At 55.0% G+C, this 16855-nt stretch carries 17 protein-coding genes; 9 read left to right on the forward strand and 8 right to left on the reverse strand.

All coding sequences use genetic code 11. The features are described 5' to 3' along the window. Positions 1 to 3: 3 nt before the first annotated feature. Genes ACR9ZQ_RS04065 through ACR9ZQ_RS04095 form a run of 7 tightly spaced genes read left to right on the forward strand, consistent with a single transcriptional unit; the run spans position 4 to position 5297 of the window. Complete coding sequence (locus ACR9ZQ_RS04065; RefSeq protein WP_481426930.1) at positions 4 to 366, forward strand: hypothetical protein; 363 nt, start codon at positions 4 to 6, stop codon at positions 364 to 366. A 3-nt stretch (positions 367 to 369) separates the two neighbouring features. Beyond that, positions 370 to 1179 (forward strand): alpha/beta fold hydrolase, encoded by an 810-nt coding sequence (locus ACR9ZQ_RS04070; RefSeq protein ID WP_481426931.1) that lies wholly within the window; start codon positions 370 to 372, stop codon positions 1177 to 1179. Beyond that, the gene (locus ACR9ZQ_RS04075) at positions 1176 to 1544 is read left to right on the forward strand and encodes a cupin domain-containing protein (protein ID WP_481426932.1); all 369 of its coding nucleotides are present in this window, start codon (positions 1176 to 1178) and stop codon (positions 1542 to 1544) included. Before ACR9ZQ_RS04070 ends, ACR9ZQ_RS04075 begins: the two co-directional genes overlap by 4 nt. Before the next feature lie 21 nt (positions 1545 to 1565). Continuing rightward, a complete protein-coding gene (locus ACR9ZQ_RS04080; RefSeq protein ID WP_481426933.1) occupies positions 1566 to 1835 on the forward strand; it encodes a phosphopantetheine-binding protein in 270 nt (89 codons plus the stop codon). Positions 1836 to 1838: 3 nt separating this feature from the next. Then, positions 1839 to 3269, forward strand: coding sequence for a class I adenylate-forming enzyme family protein (locus tag ACR9ZQ_RS04085; RefSeq protein ID WP_481426934.1), 1431 nt, complete (start codon positions 1839 to 1841; stop codon positions 3267 to 3269). 36 nt (positions 3270 to 3305) lie between these two features. Continuing rightward, positions 3306 to 4136 (forward strand): hypothetical protein, encoded by an 831-nt coding sequence (locus ACR9ZQ_RS04090; RefSeq protein WP_481426935.1) that lies wholly within the window; start codon positions 3306 to 3308, stop codon positions 4134 to 4136. Between the two features lie 27 nt (positions 4137 to 4163). Next, on the forward strand, positions 4164 to 5297 hold the full coding sequence (locus tag ACR9ZQ_RS04095) for an MFS transporter (protein WP_481426936.1): 1134 nt from the start codon (positions 4164 to 4166) through the stop codon (positions 5295 to 5297). A 309-nt stretch (positions 5298 to 5606) separates the two neighbouring features. Here ACR9ZQ_RS04095 and dapA read toward each other — a convergent pair whose 3' ends face one another. After that, complete coding sequence (dapA, locus tag ACR9ZQ_RS04100; protein WP_481426937.1) at positions 5607 to 6521, reverse strand: 4-hydroxy-tetrahydrodipicolinate synthase; 915 nt, start codon at positions 6519 to 6521, stop codon at positions 5607 to 5609. A 226-nt stretch (positions 6522 to 6747) separates the two neighbouring features. Here dapA and ACR9ZQ_RS04105 point away from each other — a divergent pair, with 226 nt between their 5' ends. Continuing rightward, the gene (locus tag ACR9ZQ_RS04105) at positions 6748 to 7761 is read left to right on the forward strand and encodes an IS110 family RNA-guided transposase (protein WP_481426938.1); all 1014 of its coding nucleotides are present in this window, start codon (positions 6748 to 6750) and stop codon (positions 7759 to 7761) included. A 326-nt stretch (positions 7762 to 8087) separates the two neighbouring features. Here the strand turns inward: ACR9ZQ_RS04105 and ACR9ZQ_RS04110 are convergent, their stop codons facing one another. The 5 genes from ACR9ZQ_RS04110 to ACR9ZQ_RS04130 form a co-directional block, all read right to left on the reverse strand. Then, positions 8088 to 8351: a DUF982 domain-containing protein gene (locus tag ACR9ZQ_RS04110; RefSeq protein ID WP_481426939.1), complete on the reverse strand. Its 264-nt coding sequence runs from the start codon at positions 8349 to 8351 to the stop codon at positions 8088 to 8090. Between the two features lie 869 nt (positions 8352 to 9220). Continuing rightward, positions 9221 to 9730 carry an N-acetyltransferase family protein gene (locus ACR9ZQ_RS04115; protein ID WP_481426940.1) on the reverse strand — a complete coding sequence of 170 codons (510 nt, stop codon included), beginning with the start codon at positions 9728 to 9730 and terminating at the stop codon, positions 9221 to 9223. A 43-nt stretch (positions 9731 to 9773) separates the two neighbouring features. After that, a complete protein-coding gene (locus ACR9ZQ_RS04120; protein WP_481426941.1) occupies positions 9774 to 11192 on the reverse strand; it encodes a hypothetical protein in 1419 nt (472 codons plus the stop codon). Positions 11193 to 11251: 59 nt separating this feature from the next. After that, positions 11252 to 12301, reverse strand: a complete 1050-nt coding sequence (locus ACR9ZQ_RS04125) for a class I SAM-dependent methyltransferase (RefSeq protein WP_481426942.1) — start codon at positions 12299 to 12301, stop codon at positions 11252 to 11254. 335 nt (positions 12302 to 12636) lie between these two features. Beyond that, positions 12637 to 13368 carry a LuxR family transcriptional regulator gene (locus ACR9ZQ_RS04130; RefSeq protein WP_481426943.1) on the reverse strand — a complete coding sequence of 244 codons (732 nt, stop codon included), beginning with the start codon at positions 13366 to 13368 and terminating at the stop codon, positions 12637 to 12639. Between the two features lie 93 nt (positions 13369 to 13461). Between ACR9ZQ_RS04130 and ACR9ZQ_RS04135 the strand changes: the two genes are divergently transcribed. Then, positions 13462 to 14433 carry a 3'-5' exonuclease gene (locus ACR9ZQ_RS04135; protein ID WP_481426944.1) on the forward strand — a complete coding sequence of 324 codons (972 nt, stop codon included), beginning with the start codon at positions 13462 to 13464 and terminating at the stop codon, positions 14431 to 14433. A 289-nt stretch (positions 14434 to 14722) separates the two neighbouring features. Here the strand turns inward: ACR9ZQ_RS04135 and ACR9ZQ_RS04140 are convergent, their stop codons facing one another. Both ACR9ZQ_RS04140 and ACR9ZQ_RS04145 read right to left on the reverse strand, forming a co-directional pair. Then, complete coding sequence (locus ACR9ZQ_RS04140; RefSeq protein ID WP_481426945.1) at positions 14723 to 15787, reverse strand: LLM class flavin-dependent oxidoreductase; 1065 nt, start codon at positions 15785 to 15787, stop codon at positions 14723 to 14725. 48 nt (positions 15788 to 15835) lie between these two features. Next, positions 15836 to 16837: a C-terminal binding protein gene (locus ACR9ZQ_RS04145; protein WP_481426946.1), complete on the reverse strand. Its 1002-nt coding sequence runs from the start codon at positions 16835 to 16837 to the stop codon at positions 15836 to 15838. Between the last annotated feature and the right edge of the window lie 18 nt (positions 16838 to 16855).

The raw sequence follows: 16855 nt of genomic DNA on the forward strand, positions 1-16855 counted from the left end.
TTTATGACTGTCCCCATAAGCAGTGCACGCTCCCTTAATGCGTGGGCACCTAGTTGGTCTTCCGTTCCGCTTCGCCTGTTGTACGAAAGCGATGAATTGGTTTGGCTGTATGCTGATCTCAAGCTGGGAGATTATATTAATTTCCCCGGCGGTAATTACACGCAGACCATTATCGCTATAGATGGCGAATGTCATGTTGATTTTGGTTCTAAAAGCTACATCTTGGGAACGATGGAGTATATATGCGTTGATGGTGAGTATAGTTATTCTGTCTGCTGTGATGGGAAACGTATTTCGTCACGTTTAGCTATATTTATCGGTGCTGATCAACTTCCAGGTGTCTTTTCTAATGCGATTAGGAGGTAACGTATGCATTCACCTTCTGATATCGGAAATCTCCGTGTGCGGATGCTCGGCGAGGGCGATGTCTTAGTAATAGTCAACGGGCTCTTTCAAACCATCGATAGTTGGGCTTCATACCTGATCCCGCTTCAGCCGTACGGAAAAATAGTAACCTATAATCTGCGAAATCAGTCAAGAGAATGGTGGAGCGATGCCTCCATCACATTGGAGCAGCATCTTAACGACTTAAAAGAGCTAGTTTCCTGGCTAGGGGGTGGGCCTGTGGCTCTCTTCGGCTATTCATTTGGGGCGCGTATAGTGAGTGAATTTGCAGGACGATTTCCTGGGATGGTGAAGTCGCTGGGTATAGCCAGCGGCGGCTCGAAGGAACTCGCTTCTCGCAACATGATGATTTTTTCAACGTGGTACGAGTATCTAGATGATAGCACGCTGAGTGGTCTTGATAGATTCTGCACCGCTGTTTTTCCAACTATATTTTCGGCTGGGTTTCACGTTGCCAACCCGAATGTATTTGAAATGTTTAAGAGAAACGTGAGGGACAGCTTGGACCACGTTGGCCTGAGGCACAACCTACGGTGCTTGATTGATGCCCATGCAATTCAGGACCCTGAGGAAATGGCGAATATTTCGATTCCAACTGTATTGATACACGGAACCGCCGACGCGCTGACGCCTATAAGCTTTGCGCGCCGCGCCCTTGCTCGGTTTCCGGTCAGCACATTCATTGCAGTCGAGGGTGCTGGTCACGCGTTGACAGCGGAGTCGCCGAGCGAGATAGCGCGCGCGATGCTCTCAGTACTGGAGAACGCCAGATGATAACCCGTGGAAAGATACTTGATCTTGTTCCGTTCATCGTGGAGCGGCATGGTCCGGTCCATAAAGTTAGACGGATTTTTGAGAACCGCGAGGTGCTTCTCCTGTATTCCGAGGTCCAGCGAGGGGTTGATCTGCCGGAAGAAACCCACCCATTTGACGAGATCATATTTCGCATTGATGGACACTCTAAGTTTGTCTCTGAGGGAAATGACTCGATGCTCGGACCTGGAGACCGAGTCGTTGTGCCTGCGGGGAAAGTCCATCAGACATTATGTATCGCCGGTGAGGATACAATTCGGCAGATCGTTTTGTGCGCTTATGATCAGTTCGATGGCGCAGTCACCCAAAGAATTCTTGGAGAATAGTCCAGAGTTGGAGGATGCCAGGTGGTCGCGCTGGATAGAACCAATAATGTTGTAGTACTGAATGAAATACTTGAGCTCGTGAATTCCATTGTACAGAGCTCTGACGTTACTGTGACAGCGAGCCACAGTTTGTTGAGTGATGATTTGGGCCTCGACTCACTTAGTCTGGCGCAGTTTTTCTCACAGTTCGAGACGGCATTCGGTTGCGCCTTTGACGAGCTAGTCCAAGGTGACTGGGTTGAGATGCCTTTCAGCAAAATAGCTGAGGCTATTTCGTCGAGGGAGGAGTGATCGTTGTTCTCGGTTGGAGAGTTGCTTACCTATTCTTCCGCTGTGTTTGCAGATCGCCCGGCAGTCTTCGACGAGCACGGAGAAATTTTTCGCTATTGCGACATCGCGAGAATGGCATGGTCGGTTGCCCATTTCATAGACGCGATTGGATTGAGCCAGCAAGCACGTATTATGCTGCACATTCCAAACAGCGCAATTTATTTGGGTGCCATTTATGGTGTCTGGCTGGGGGGACGAACTGCCGTGCCGAGTACGATCGGTGCGTCGGAAAACGACTTGTCTGATATCATTGAGCTGGTCCAGCCGGAGTTAATCATTGGAACCACTGAATCACCTGCATTTCTTCGGGGTGATACACGATTTGTCGAAATGCAAGAGTGCCAAGAATGCCCTTTGACCTTCAAAAGAGCGGCGAGGGAAGGCGGGGATGTCGCTGTAATCCTGTGTACATCCGGCTCTACGGGCAAGTCGAAAGGGGTGATGTTAACTCACGCCAACCTAGCGATGAATGCTATTCTTGCGGCTCAAAGCTTACAGTTGACGTGCGAGGATCGGATACTGATCAATACACCGCTGTCTCATGCGTACGGGCAGGTTCGGGGCGTTTTAGGCGCGATCTCGCGCGGTTGTGCTTTAATCCTCTGCCAGGACCCGGGAATTAAAAGCGGATTGGAAGGACTTCATAAGTTTCGTCCTACCGTCTGCGTTGGAATTCCGAGCTTCTATTCTGCAGTTCTAGGCTCCTCCCAGGTCGACTCGTCAAGCTTACGAGTGTCTGTCTCTGCGACCGCCCCCTTGAGTCCAAAGGTCCAGGCCAGCTTCATCGAGAAGTACCAGCATCCGCTTCTCGTCGGTTATGGTGCGACTGAAACGTCACCTCTTGTGACGGCTCAGCATTATGGGACAAACCCTGTAATCGGATCGGTTGGTACTCCAATCAGTGGCGTTACCGTTGAGGTCCGGGGAGACGGAACGGGGGCCCTTGCGGCTGGTGAGGTGGGGCGGATCTTCGTCAAGGGGCACAACGTAATGGCCGGTTATCTAAATGATCGGTCACTGACGGAAGCCGTCATTGTTGACGGCTGGTATGATACCGGTGACCTTGGTTTTCTTGATGATCGCAGCAATCTCGTTTTGGAAGGCCGAGCGTCGGAAATGATAAAGCGAAACGGCATCCGCATTTTCCCGGCAGAGATTGAGACGTTTATAAGCTCAATCCCAGGGGTGACAGATGCAAGAGTTCGCACAAAAGCGAATGCGCTAATTGGCGAGGATATCTATGTGGAGGTAGTGCTGGATTCAAACGGCGATCTTTCGCGTGGCCGCATTCTCGAGATATGCCGCTCAAGCCTCTCTCACTACAAAGTTCCATCTCGCATTGAAATAGTGAAAAGCGTGCCGCGAACTGCGACCGGAAAGATTATCAGAGGATAATAAAGATTTATATTCTCAAATGAAAGGGGACTGGAAATGTCACTTGCTAGCAAGCTTGGTATATCGTCGCCGCACGCTAGAGATTCGGAAATCGGGAAGCTCCGGGCACTGTACTCGGAATTTCTATCACTCAATATACTTTACGAAACCTTCTCCAACATACAACAAAAGAAGCTCATCAAAACACCTGCGGAGACGGCAGAAGCTATTGCTCACGGGTATGGAGGGCACTGTGTGGAGATCGCATGGTTGCTAGTCGCTTTGCTTCAGGAACACGACATTCAAGCTGCTGTAGTAAACAGCGACATGGTAGACTATACACTAAAGGTGAAGACTGAACTAACTTCCACGTACGTTAAAGTTGAATTAGGTGATGGTAGTTACCTATGCGACCCTTATTACACACAGTGTATTGTAAAGATACCCGATTTTGGCGGAGTATTTGACGGCAGATTCTTCATAAAGCGCTTGGACAGTAAAAATTTCCTATTCTCTGAGATAACAAACGGGACATTATTGACTGACGACCATGTCCATGAAGACTCTGGAATAGAGGAGCGGCACAAAATCTTTGCGGATAGATACTCTCGATTTGTGCCCTTTGGCATCGTTACGCCATACATCCAGTACCTCAGGCCCAGCCGCGTTGCAATTTATTACGTTCCTGCGGTAGATCAACTTCTTATCATTGAGGGTGAAAAAAACACCCGTATGCGCATGGAAAACTTTGTTCGGCCAGCGTGGTTGTCGGAACAGTTTGGTCGAGATCTTTCAGCAGCGTTGACCATAGGGCGAGAACAGCGTGATCTAGCAAAGGCTTTTCTTCGGAGGGGTGTGTTCAATCCGCTTTACACACCGATTCAATAGCGGTGTATCTCATGCCAAGGTGAATTTATGTATTTTGTTATTCTTTGCATTTCGATGTTTCTGGTTTGTTTTACTGCTGCCGTACAGTCATTGCTCTCGGTTATATTGATCGCAAACGGATTTGGGGCGGAAGACGTTGGATTTGTATTTTCCATTCAGGCAATAACAATCATAGCTGGATCGCTCTTATCCGGATACTTAAGTGATTTTTTAGGAGTTAAAACAACGGCAATCGCCGGATTGGTTTTGATTATTGCTGGGTTCGGCAGCTATGAGGTGTCGCAGTACTCCATCGGAGCAGTAGCAGCATCGCGCCTCATCGAGGGCCTAGGGTTCGGAATATTCTTTTCCTCAATGATGAGCATGGCGAAGCTCAGCATTGGTGCGCAGACTGGAGTTTTTAGCTTCGGCGTTTTTGCAAGTATGGTTCCGCTTCCAAATGCAATCGCCCCAGCGATAGGAAGCGTCTACCTTGATATTTTCTCAGCTAAAGGCTTCTTTGCTGTTTTTTGCATCCCTGCCATTGCAGCACTATTCATCCTGATGGTTACTCCATTCGACCGAAATAACGTATCTATTTCAGCTAAAGAACTCGGATACAAATTCAGTTATTCAGGAATTCTGTTTCCAACATACGGGATATTCGTGGTTGGCGTTATCTATAGTATTATTCCTTCATTTATCACTCTAATATTGTCCGAGAAGGGCGTCCCTGTTGCTTTCTTTTTTACCTCGTACACGGCTTCTCTGCTCGCCTGTAGATTTGGTTTTATGTGGCTAACTGAGACCGTAAACAGATATTTACTGATTTTTTTTAGTGTTTGCCTTATGTCTGTCTCCCTTATTGTGTTTGGATACGGTGCTTCCATCGTATACACTGTGGTGTCGGGGGTAATCTTCGGGTTTTCCTACAGTTTTGCATATCCAATTCTCAGCAGTATGGTTGCAGAATCCGTTGCGCCGGAAAAGTTACCTCGCTCATTCGCTGTATTCAATGCGGTGTTTCAAATTGGAATAAACGTCTCGCCGGCAATATTCGGATATTTGATGACTAACGTTTCACACGTTGCAGTCATATATATTATTAGCGCGTTCGGAATTTCTCAGTCATTTGTACTGTTGGCCTTAAAGATGCGACTCGACACCAATAGAGGGAGATAGATCGAGAAGTGGGTGAGGGGTGGCCACGGCACGGGTCTGCGCCGCGCTGCGATTGAATATTTTGAGGAATGCGGGAGGGGGAGTGTTGCGTTGCCTGCAGTTGGATCGTGCGCAGAGGTGACGTTTATCGGTGGTGGTTAATCTCAGCAATGGAAGGTCAGGTTGTCTACGGATCAGCGCTCGCGGGTGCGAATCTTCCATTTGAAGTGACCCAGAGTCGAGATGCTGACCACCAGATATCCAATTGGAGTTGGTTCAAGCAATTTCGTATTCTAAGCGATTTCAACTGAGCAGGCGTTCGCAGACGTGCTACTGCAAAGCAGGAATCGAATCGTGAGCGAAGGAGTTTGAGTGCGCCAGTTCCGACTTGAGTAGCTTCGTTCTTAGGTCTTCGGAGATGCGTGTTAAAGGTAAGCGGACCTCGTCAGATGCAAGCAGGCCGGCTTCCTTTAGCAAAAGCTTTATTGGTGCCGGATTCGGCTCCTTAAACAAGAGGGGCACGCAGCGCTCTATCGATTTCCATTTCTCAAGCGCAGAGTGGAAGTTATTGGCCCTCATATCCTCATAGATCTCAATGAACAGGGAGGTCCTCAAATGTGCCGATGCAAGGATCGCCCCATCTGCGCCGTTTGCAAGGGCCGTGTAAAATAAATTATCTTCGCCAGTGAGAACCGAAAATGTTTGCGGCCGAGTATTAATCAGGTCAATGGTTTGACTGAGTACGTTGCTACAGTCTTTGACGCCGATGATGTTTGTAAACTTTGATAAGCTCAGCAGGGTCTCGTTTTCTATATTAACTCCCGTTCGATAAGGAATGTTGTATACGACAATATTCTTTGAGAACTCCTCGGAGGCCCTGCGGAAGTGTTCGAATATTCCCGTTTGTGATGGTCGGTTGTAGTAGGGGCATACGAGCAGAACACCGAATATGTCTTTGTTTTCAAGTTTCTTTAATGAAGATGTTACCGATTGTGTCGAGTTTCCTCCGACACCGACCATGATCGGCAGTCGGCCTGCACATGTTGAGATCGTCAGGTCTAAGAGATGCTCAGCTTCACCGTCGGAGATAGTGGGGGCTTCTCCAGTCGTTCCCAAAGGGATGATTCCGGACACACCAAATTTCATATAGTGCTTTAGCAGGAGTTCGTAACTCGCCAAATCAAGTTTGCCATCCGCAAACGGTGTTACGATAGGTATCCAAATTCCTGAAAGTTTGCTCGACATTCAACGATCTCCTATGCGCTTAGAAAGTACATACGCAAGCCTCTGTCGACAAGAGGTTGTGATCTAAGGAAGGTAAAAACGTGTTCTGAGTACCGGGCTTTACTGATGATCCCTGTCGATGACCGCTACAAGATAATCTGAACTGATGGGGTGGATGCCCCCTTCGGCCGGCGTCAGCGTATGATGCCCGCTCAGCGTCGTTGTGGCGCTCACGAAGGAGAGGCAGATGACAGCAATACATATCCTTGCGATCGACCTTGCAAAGCGGAGCTTCCAGGTCTGTGCAACGGATCGCGGCGGGGCGGTTCTATTCAACCGGGTTCTTTCGCGAGCTCGTTTGCAGCAGTTTTTGAACGAGCAGCCGCCGTGCATCGTCGCGATGGAGGCCTGTGCTACCAGTCATTTCTGGGGCCGGCTGGCGCAAAGCTGTGGCCACAACGTGCGACTGATCCCGCCGATCTACGTGAAGCCGTTCGTCAAACGGCAGAAGAATGATGCAGCCGATGCAGCGGCGATCGCGGAGGCTGCGCAGCGTCCAAACATGCATTATGTCGAGGTTAAGAGCGCCGAACATCAGGCTCGGGCTGTGGCATTTCGTACTCACCAGTGCTTTGTGCGGCAGCGCACCCAGCTCATCAACGCCCTGCGCGGCCACCTTGGCGAGTTCGGTATCGTCGTTGCTCAAGGACCGGCCAATCTCGCTGCGGTGGCAGGTGTTCTTGCTGACGAAGCGAATGATCTGCCTGAAGGGGTCAGAGAGATCGGTCAGCTTTACCTGGACCAAATCAGGCTGCTTACCGACAAGATCGACGGACTGATGCTGAAGCTTCGAGACGCCACCAAGGCGAATGAAGAGATGCGTCGACTTTGCACCGTTCCCGGCGTTGGGCCTGTGACGGCGGGAGCAATCCTCGCGTTTGCTCCCGATCTGCGTGCTTTCAAAAGTGGCCGGAATTTTGCCGCTTGGCTCGGCCTCGTGCCCCGGCAGCACTCCACGGGAGGAAAGACGCGGCTGGGCGGCGTCAGTAAGATGGGACAGACGGATATCCGCAAACTGCTCATCGTCGGAGCCATGAGCCTGATCCGCTGGATCGTGCGCAAGGGCGTGTTGCCGGACAACTGGCTAGGAGACATTCTGGGCCGAAAGCCTCGAATGGTCGCGGCTGTCGCGCTCGCCAACAAGATGGCTCGCGTGATATGGGCAATGATGACGAGGGAGCAGAATTACAGAATGGCGTGATCCGCTGCCTTTCTCGAAAGGCAATGCGGCGATGCCTGGGGCTAACAGCCTCGGTGAGAAGATCGACTGACGGAAAGATGCGGAAAGGACTTCAATGTTCAGAATGGGGTAAACCAGTCCCGGCGCTCGAGCACAAAGCTCTCTGAACCGATGTGGCCCCTGTTCTTCGAACTGCATCCCGGCCCGTGGCTACTCAGGCCACATAGAGAGGCCTGACACACAACCGATAGAATTCCTCGTTCGCGGAAAGCCGTAAAAAAATCTTCTTGCCAAACCGGGGGCATCCACACACGCGCCATCATCACTTGCTGATGAGGGGCGGTGTCTCAATGAAGCACGGCAACCGCGGCCACACCAGCTTCATCAGCTGCTCGGAGGATAGCGCTTCTCAGTTCCCCGCCGCTGGCTTTCCCAGTCATCACGTCGAGACATGCTTTGACTGCCGACAAAAACTCCTCACCATCGTCCAAGGGCCAATCTTTCATCAAAGCCACGGCAGCCTCCTGGACGGTTCGAACGATCAACTGCCGGCCGGGATCCTTGAAGATGAGGATGACTTGATCAAATTCGATCGAGATGTCGAGCTTCATTACGCAGTGCCCCACAGCAATACGGCCTTCCAACACGTTTTGAGCGAGGAAGTTAATCTTGGGGTTGCAGGCAGTCGCGTGAAAACCGCGTGACATGTGCCGGCGGTCACTGCGTTGCGCTCGCGTCCTATTCCGCAGCCGATTGAAAAGGGTGCCTCCCGGTCAGGGAAAGGCACCCTTTTCGTGCTGCCACTGTGGGCGCCAGCAGTAGAGAAATTAGTGGACGGACCGCAGTCTGCCATCGGACTAAAGTCCGACCCCCGATCATTTCGACACTTTAAGCCAGGGCTATTTTCGACGTTACGCTGGCCGAGGCGCGATGCCTACGCCGTGGTAACCAGCCATGCTCGCGCACTGCTACACTGTGGCAGCTATTGGCCGAAAGATATCCGTAAAATGACGGAGATTTCGCAAAGGAGTGAAGGCAGAGGCCCGATCCCACGTGCTGACCAGACCTCTCTTTACCAGCTCGTCAGAGCAGAGCGTGGCGGCGGGTCGATTACGATTATAGATCCACATCGTCAATATGCACCGCAAAGGACGTCGCCCGAATGGATCATCGATCTCTTTATGATCAACGTCTGTGAGGGTGCAGGCCCGCCCACCAAGGTTCTACGTCAGGGAATGCTGATGCCGCTGATTCACGCTACTGGATTGCCAACAGGCGCTCCGCAGGTGTGCCTCACGCTCTGCTGATCTTGCGAATTGATCCAGGTTGATCTCGCGGCGACCAATTAACAAATCGGCAGCCTATGTCCACATGCTTGTTCTCGACTACAAGCATCGTTCGCGGATGCACCCGGCCGATTGTCAGGCCGTCTTTCGTTTGCCTTCCCAGGGTTTCCGCGGCGAAATTTTGGTAGAAACCGTCATTCGCTCAGCCGGCGGATCATGATGATTTCGTCAAGGATTTGGCCTTCGTCGTGCAGTGCATTGGGGACACGGCCGACCGCTTCGAAGCCGTGACGTTCGTAGAAGCGCAACGCAGGCGCAGCCGCGGCGCTGACAGCGAGCTCCAGCTGCTGGATCCCGATGCTTTTCGCATGATCGCAAACGGCGTCCAGGAGGTCAGCCGCAACACCCGATCCACGCAGGTTCTTGCGAAGGTAGACGCCGACGAGGCGCGCGCGGTGGTTCATCTTGCTCGGCGTCTGCCGCGATAATCCCATCATGCCGACAGGCTCGTTTTCGTCGAACGCCACGAAGACGGCGCTCGCCATCTTCGCCAACCATTCCTCATGCGAAAGCCGCAGCCAGTCTTCTGTCGTCGTTGCAAAAGACGACGGCTCGCTGCGAAGTGCTTCCAGGCGGATCGCCCGGTAAAGCTTGAGATCGTCTGCGGACAATCGCCGGATGGTTATGCGGTCAGTGCGGGTCATCCTGTTTCCTGGAGCAAATTGCGAGATCGATATCGCGGGCTGATCATGAGACTTGCGCCCAAGGCCATTCGGGGGAGGTGGCGTTGATCCTCCCGACGGCGATGTGCTCGCACAGGCTTGCCCAAAGCGGGTCGCCGGTGAAGCTCGCGAGATCGCCGCAGGCTTCTGTCAGCGGCCGCATGCGATAGGCGGAGATCAGATCCAGTGTGCTTTCGTTCTTTTCCAGCTCCAGGAAAGGATCGCAATGATCGGGCTTCAGCACCCGATGTCCCCACACGCCGGGAAGGACATCCGTTGCAAGGGCGCTGACCATGTCATGTGCGCCCACCTTATCGAGCGCGGCCGCAACCACATGGCGCATCAGCGGATAGTAGATGACCTGGCGGCAGCCGCCGAGCACCCGCACGCCGGGGAGGATTGAAATGACCAGGATCATCGCGAGAAGGTTTGGAACGAGTTCGCGCCGGCGAAGGGCCGCGGCAATCTCGCCGCGCGTGAACGGGATATTCAACAGGATGCCCGTTTGATCGGAAAGAATGCCGTCGCGGAGTCTGAGCCCGATGATCCGGCCCCCCACCAAACCCCAGAAGAGGTCAGTCGTTTTCCGTATCCATCCCGCAAAGGGGCCGGCATGCAGGTCGTCGAGAGCCTGGAGCATGGCCTCCGCCAGCATCCCGTCGCCAAAAAAGTGAGCCGAAAGCCAGGACGCCGGATCTTCCAGATGGTCGGCCCACAAATCTGCGACGTCGATATCGTCGAATTGCAAAAGCCGGATCGATGGACCCGCCATCTTCTGCCAGAGAGCCTTGTTTCCAGCCTTGATGGCGTCCGCAGCCGAAGAAAACTCCGCCTCCGGAAGCGCTGCTTTTAACCTGGCGGCTGACGCGTTGGCGGGCTCGCCGTTGCGATCTTTCGACAGGATGAAGCGATAAGGGCCGCCGACGCCGCAGATGTTATAGGAATCCATCCGCCGACGGGGAAGGCCAAAGACATTGACGGCCTCGTTCTCGAGGCGCAGCCATCCTGGGCCTTTTCTTGGGCTCTCGATGAATTTCACGGTCGAGGCGCTGCACCAGATTTGCCAGCCAAGGCCGTGAGCTCCAAGCCCGAGCAAGCTGAAGAGATGCGTGTAGAATGCATCGGGGTCCGGCAGTAGAAGACAGTGCGGTCCGGTCTGGATGACTGGCGCGGCTACCAGCTGCTCTCCCGCAAGGGCGGCGTCTTCCGGTGTGGCACCCGATCGGATAGCGACCCGCTCGATGCATCTCCGCACCCGGAGCAATGCTTCCGTCCGCGCTGCGCAGCCGACCCTTTGTGGGCGCGTGTCGTAGACCGCGTGAGCATAGTCCTCCAACGGCCTCTCCCAGAAGGGTCGCAGATGCGGCATGAGAAATGACAGCGCGATCTTGACGTTTGCCCGGGCGTCGCCGTTCCATTCCACCTCCGTTTTAGGTCCCGGCATGCGCCACCCTCCATTTCCTCGCGACCGGGCAAGCGAGCCCACGATCCGATCGAACCTTCTCAGATTCCGGCGCTGACCGGCTTTGGGAGCCGCCATGCCCAATCCACCGTCACGGGCAGGATTTCCTCGCGAGCGAAGATCTGCGGCAGCGCTTCGTAGCAATAGTCCGGCGGGATCGCGGGCTTTAGCATCGACGAGACGAAGGTTCGCAGGGCAGGGAGGGAATTGGACGAGACGATCGTGTAGAAGTTGCCGCTGTTCCAGGTCACGGCGGAATAGCCGAAATGTGAGGCGAGTGCGGCAAGCGAGGCCTTCAGATCGACCTGGAACGTCGTCATCACATCGAGGACATCGCGTTTCTTGGCGGCAATCTGTGCCGTCGAGAAATATCGCGATTTGAATTGCTCGTCCTTCTGGTCTTCGCGTCGGAGATAGGTGTCGATGTCTGGATGGCTGATCTTCTGTACCTGGATGAGCAACCCTTCAGGGCGGAGCCGCGGTGCGATCACTGCAAGCTGATCCTGGCGGTTTCGACCATACATCTGAAAGGTCGTGTCCTCGAGCAGCACATCATATCCATCGCGAAATGGCGCCAGGTTCTCGTCGGCGGCATATCGAGCCTCGTCGAGCTCGAAGAACGGACCGTGGTGAAAATGCGCATCGTCGCTTCCCCGTCGTGCGAAGAAGCTGACCCGGTTGCCGTCGGTCGGGCTGCAGCAGAGGGTCTTGAAGCGGCCATCGCCTATCCTTGCCAGCGCACGCGCAAGCGTGCCGGCGCCGGCACCCAACGTATAGACGGTCGCCGTGCGGTGGGTTCTGCCCCAGACTTGCAGGCCGAAGGCAAGTATTGCCGTGCCCAGGCGCATTTCTTCCTCAAGGCGGTAGGGAATGCTTGCGAAATAGTGGTAATCGAAATTGCCCCAAAGGCGCCGATGCGTGTCCCAGAACGTCATGCAGTCGAGATCGGAGCCCAGCAGTGCCATGGCGGGTTCCGGCTGGCCGAGATCCGGCTGGTTTGCGTCGCCGCGGGCCGTCAGCTCAAAAAACGCGGCGAAGGACGTGAGCCGTGGCGCATTTTGCCAGGTGTGAATGGTTTGCGAATCTACCATGATGCGATCCTCCTCGATGACATGAAGAGGCTGCTCCGTCGGGATCCGGGAACTGGTCCTTGGAGGCGGCCGAACTCGTCAGGATTTATGCGAAATCCTTGCCACAGATGTTGCCGAGGAAGATCACGCCTACAACCTGGTGATATCGTCAGATTGACACGCAACGTTAGGTATAGGTTGGAGACGGCTACGCCGAGTTCTGTGCATTTGCTTCAGCGCGAGGGCTGTTTCCCTCGCGCATAATGGAACGCCGATGCGAATAGGTCATGGTTTGGATGAAAGAGTGTCTGCGGGCTCCTTCCGATTGGTCTCGCGCTTTTGCGATAGGCGAAGGCTTAGATCTGGATAAGCTCGAGAAGACTGGCCCGGGCTACCGCTTGGTAGACTGTCGCCGCGCCAAATTTCAGCCTTGCCGAGCGAAGATAAAGCCGGACAGCACTTTCGGAGATCCCAAGCGCCACGGCGATCTGCTTCGAAAGCAGGCCCCGTGCCACGAGCTGAAGGCACTCTCGTTCCCGACGCGAAAGCGGCCTTCGACTTTCATTGGTTCGCAAACCCGAAACGGAAAGGACCGTCTCGTGAAGATGCTGGGAAAGGACGTGCAGGTCTCCGAGATGCCCGTCTCTCAACTTCAGCCAGTCAGACCTGTTGAGGTTCGATGTCACCGAGAACAGGCTGCGCTCACCGTTCGCGCCCCTGATCGGTAACGTCATGCCATGGCGGCCAATCCCCTGCGATCTCGCCTGCCTGAACAGCTCGCGGGCGGCAGACGAGGACCGATCCAGTCCAGACCAGTCGATGGGCAGAAAACCCGAGCGGCCCGCCGCGATGACAGGGTCGACCTTGAAATAGTCGTTCCTGATATAAAACCTCGTCCACTCGAGAGGATAGGTCGCACAAAAGAAGGGATACGCGGCCGCGCTGGTGCCGTGTCGGACAACGAGAAACGCGGCATGCGCAAAAGAATACTGCCTGCGCATGTCCGCGATGAACGGTGCCAGACTGTCGCTGCCTTGCATCTTTCGCAATGCCTTGAGATATGTCGATAACGGTTTGCGACTTTCCATCTCGACTCGACCCGAATGTCGTGGAACCAGCCGATGCTAATCTCTCTCGCAAGAAACGCGACCTGTAATTCGGACATGACGGGAAAAGAGCGGATGACCCAGCAGTTCGATTTTTTTGTTTCGGAACAGACCGGGCCAGTGAGGCCGCCCGGCTCCGCGAAGCCGAGGCGCCGGCCTTCGGACGCCGCCCGCGAAGGGGAGATGATCCGGCATCTGCAGGCGACGGGCCGCTATCGTGTTCTGACCAAGATCGAACCGCGGCCAGTCGCAGTCATCCCGCGGCCTGAGTTTCTGTTGAGAGGCGTGATCCTCGATGTCGAAACGACGGGTCTCAATCATCGCAGCGACGAGATCATCGAGATCGGCGCCATTGCGTTCACCTTCGATCCATCCGGCACTATCGGCGATGTCACGGAGATCTACAGCGGGCTGCAGCAGCCAATGAACCCGATACCGGCGGAAATCACACAACTGACCGGCATTACAGACGAGATGGTTGCCGGCAAGATGATCGACACCGGCACGCTGCGTGCGCTTGTCGAGCCCGCCGATCTCATTGTTGCTCACAATGCCGGCTTCGATCGTCCGTTCTGCGAGGCTTTCTCTCCATTTTTTTCGGGAAAGGCCTGGGCCTGTTCGGCGTCCGAAATCGACTGGATGGCGCGTGGCATGGAAGGGACCAAGCTCGGCTACCTGATAAGCCAATACGGATATTTCCACGAGGCGCACCGGGCGCTCGACGATTGTTTTGCCTTGTTCGAGCTTCTTGCAGCGCGTCCGGACGTCCCGAGAGGGGCACCCTTTGCCGAGCTCTATGCCGCAAGCCGGCGTTCGCTCGCGCGCATCTTCGCCGAGCACAGTCCCTTCGACATGAAGGATCAGCTCAAGGCGCGAGGATACCGATGGGCGGACGGCAGCGACGGCCAGCCGAAATCCTGGTGGATCGACGTCGCCGAAGACGCTCTCGAAGACGAGTTGAAGTATCTTCGCGCGGAGATCTATTGTTGGGAGGAGGCCGACCCGCTCGTGAGCCGGCTGACCGCATTCGAGCGGTTCCGGGCCTGAGCGACACCGTTCGGATGTTCTCAGATACGTGTTGCGCGCGACTCGACAGGAGCGTCCTTGCCGGGGTCAGAACAAAATTAGACTAAAGCAGCCTCGTGGGAAGCTCTCCCCGCCTGCGCGGCTCTTTTAGCGACCGAAGACCGTGTCGATTATAGAGGATATTTTCGCGAGAAAATCAGCGTGATAGGTTGTTCGGTTTGCTGGTTCTGGGTTCGCTTCCTTTCAAGCGCAACATCGCTAGACACCGCCTCATATCAGTCGGAGAGCGTCAAAAGGCAGTTCGCCCCAGCTATCGCACGAGCGGCAACAACTGGTCGCCCTGGCGCTTTATCTCCTGCAAATACGGCGTATCGGAAAGGATAAAGTGGCTAATGCCAAGATCCTGATATTTACGAAGGGATCCCGCCACATCCTCTGCTGAACCGACGAGCCATGTTGTCCCGGCGCCACCCCCACCGAATCTGCCAGGGGCAGTGTAAAGATTGTCGTCCAGCACGTCGCCCCGCTTGTGCAGATCGAGCAGCCGCTGCTGGCCGACTGCACCTGCTTTGTGATCGTTCCAGCTGCCGCTTTTGCCTTCGGCCATCTTCGCAACGCGCGCTTCCGCATCGGACCATGCCTTTTCCCTCGTGTCGCGCACCAGGGTCGTTATCCTTAGTCCAAACTCCAGGGGCGGGAGATCGCGGTCCAAGTCGTTGCTGAGTGTCTTCAAGCGCTCGATCCGCTCCCGTACGCCATCGAGAGGCTCCCCCCAGAACAGCTGCACGTCGGCTTCTGTCGCCGACACTTGTTCGGCCGCCTCTGATGCGCCGCCAAAGTAGACCTTGGGATGCCGGCGGTCGCTGCGCACATCAAGCCGTGGCGCAGCGGTAGAGCCGGTCACCTGGAAATGCTGTCCGTGGAATGTCACATTCTCCTCGGTCCATAGCCGGCGGACCAGCCGCATGAATTCCTTCGTGCGTGCATAGCGCTGAGTCTGGTCGCCTTCCTCGTCGCCATAGGCGGCGAGGTCGTCCTGTCCGGAGACGATGTTGACCCGAACCCGGCCGCCAGTCAGTTGGTCAAGCGTTGCGGCAGCGGAAGCGAAGTTCGCCGGCCGCCAGTAACCGGGCCGGGCAGCGATCAAGGGTTCGAATGTGGAGGTGCGTGCAGCAAGTGCTGCTGCGATCGTAAAGGTGTCGGGGCGGCCCCATCCGGTGCCAATGAGAGCCCCTTTCCACCCATGCTCTTCCAGTGCAATGGCCTGTGCCGTTAATGCTTCCAGACCGTTGTGATTTTCGGCGGCGGCATCGCCTCTATGGCCCGCCTTGACGTCGTTTGGAATGTACCACAGGAATTCGGAGCTATGGGTCATGGTTGTGCCTGGATCGTTCGGATCGGATCGTGGAAAGTTGTAAAATGATCAGGCCGTAACACGGTTTCGCAACCGGCCTTCATCAAGCAGGATTTTGACCGTCCGCGCCGCATTGGTGCGCATTTCGACGGCAGAGTGGTCGGAATAAAAAGCGTTGTGGGGCGTGATGACAAGCCGCCCGGCAAGCCAGTCCTCACGATCTCGCCACGCAGACAAGAGGGGATGGTGGCCCGGCGGCTCCTGTGTCAGCGTGTCGATCGCCGCTGCCGCAAGATGGCCGCTGCGCAGAGCCGCTTCGAGTGCGTCGAGGTCCTCAAGCAATTCTCCGCGTGCGGTGTTGACGAGGATTGCCCCTGGTTTCAGCCGTGCAAGACCGTCGGCATCTAGCATGCCACGGCTTTCAGCCGTTGCCGGACAATGCAGTGTGACGATGTCCGACTGGGCAAGAATATCGTCAAGGCGGTCCACACGCTCATAACCGACAGCCTTCTCATGGCCGGGCGGCTGACCTGGATCGTAGCCGAGGATACGGAAACCGAACGGCTTAAGACGGTTTACGACCGCCGTACCGATCCGGCCGACGCCGATGATGCCGACAGTTGCGCGGTTCGACCGGGAAAGCGGTTTGAGGCTATGGACCTGCCAACCGGATGTATAGCCGCGAGCACGGGCATCATGTTCCCAAAGGCGGCGATGGAGCGAGAGGATCATTGCGATCGCGTGATCGGCAACTTCTTCGGTGCCGTAATCGGGATTGTTGGCAAAGGGGATGCCGGCATTTGCCAATGCCGCAAGATCGATCTTCTCGTAGCCGACGCCATAGCGGACCACGCCGCGGCAGCGATGAAGGTGGGAGATACTGCGCGAAGTCAGCCGTGCGCCCCAGACCATCAGCGCGTCAAGTCTTGCCAGGCGATCGGCGTCAAATAGCGTCTCGTCTGTGGTCGCGAAAAAATCGATCTCGATATCACGACCCAGCACTTCGGCTTCTAGGTCGGGATGACCGATCATGTGATCGGTGATGCCGACGATATATTTTTCCTGTGTCATTGTCGTTTGCCAGCCATG

The sequence above is a fragment of the Rhizobium sp. KNZ14-9A genome (assembly GCF_056755015.1).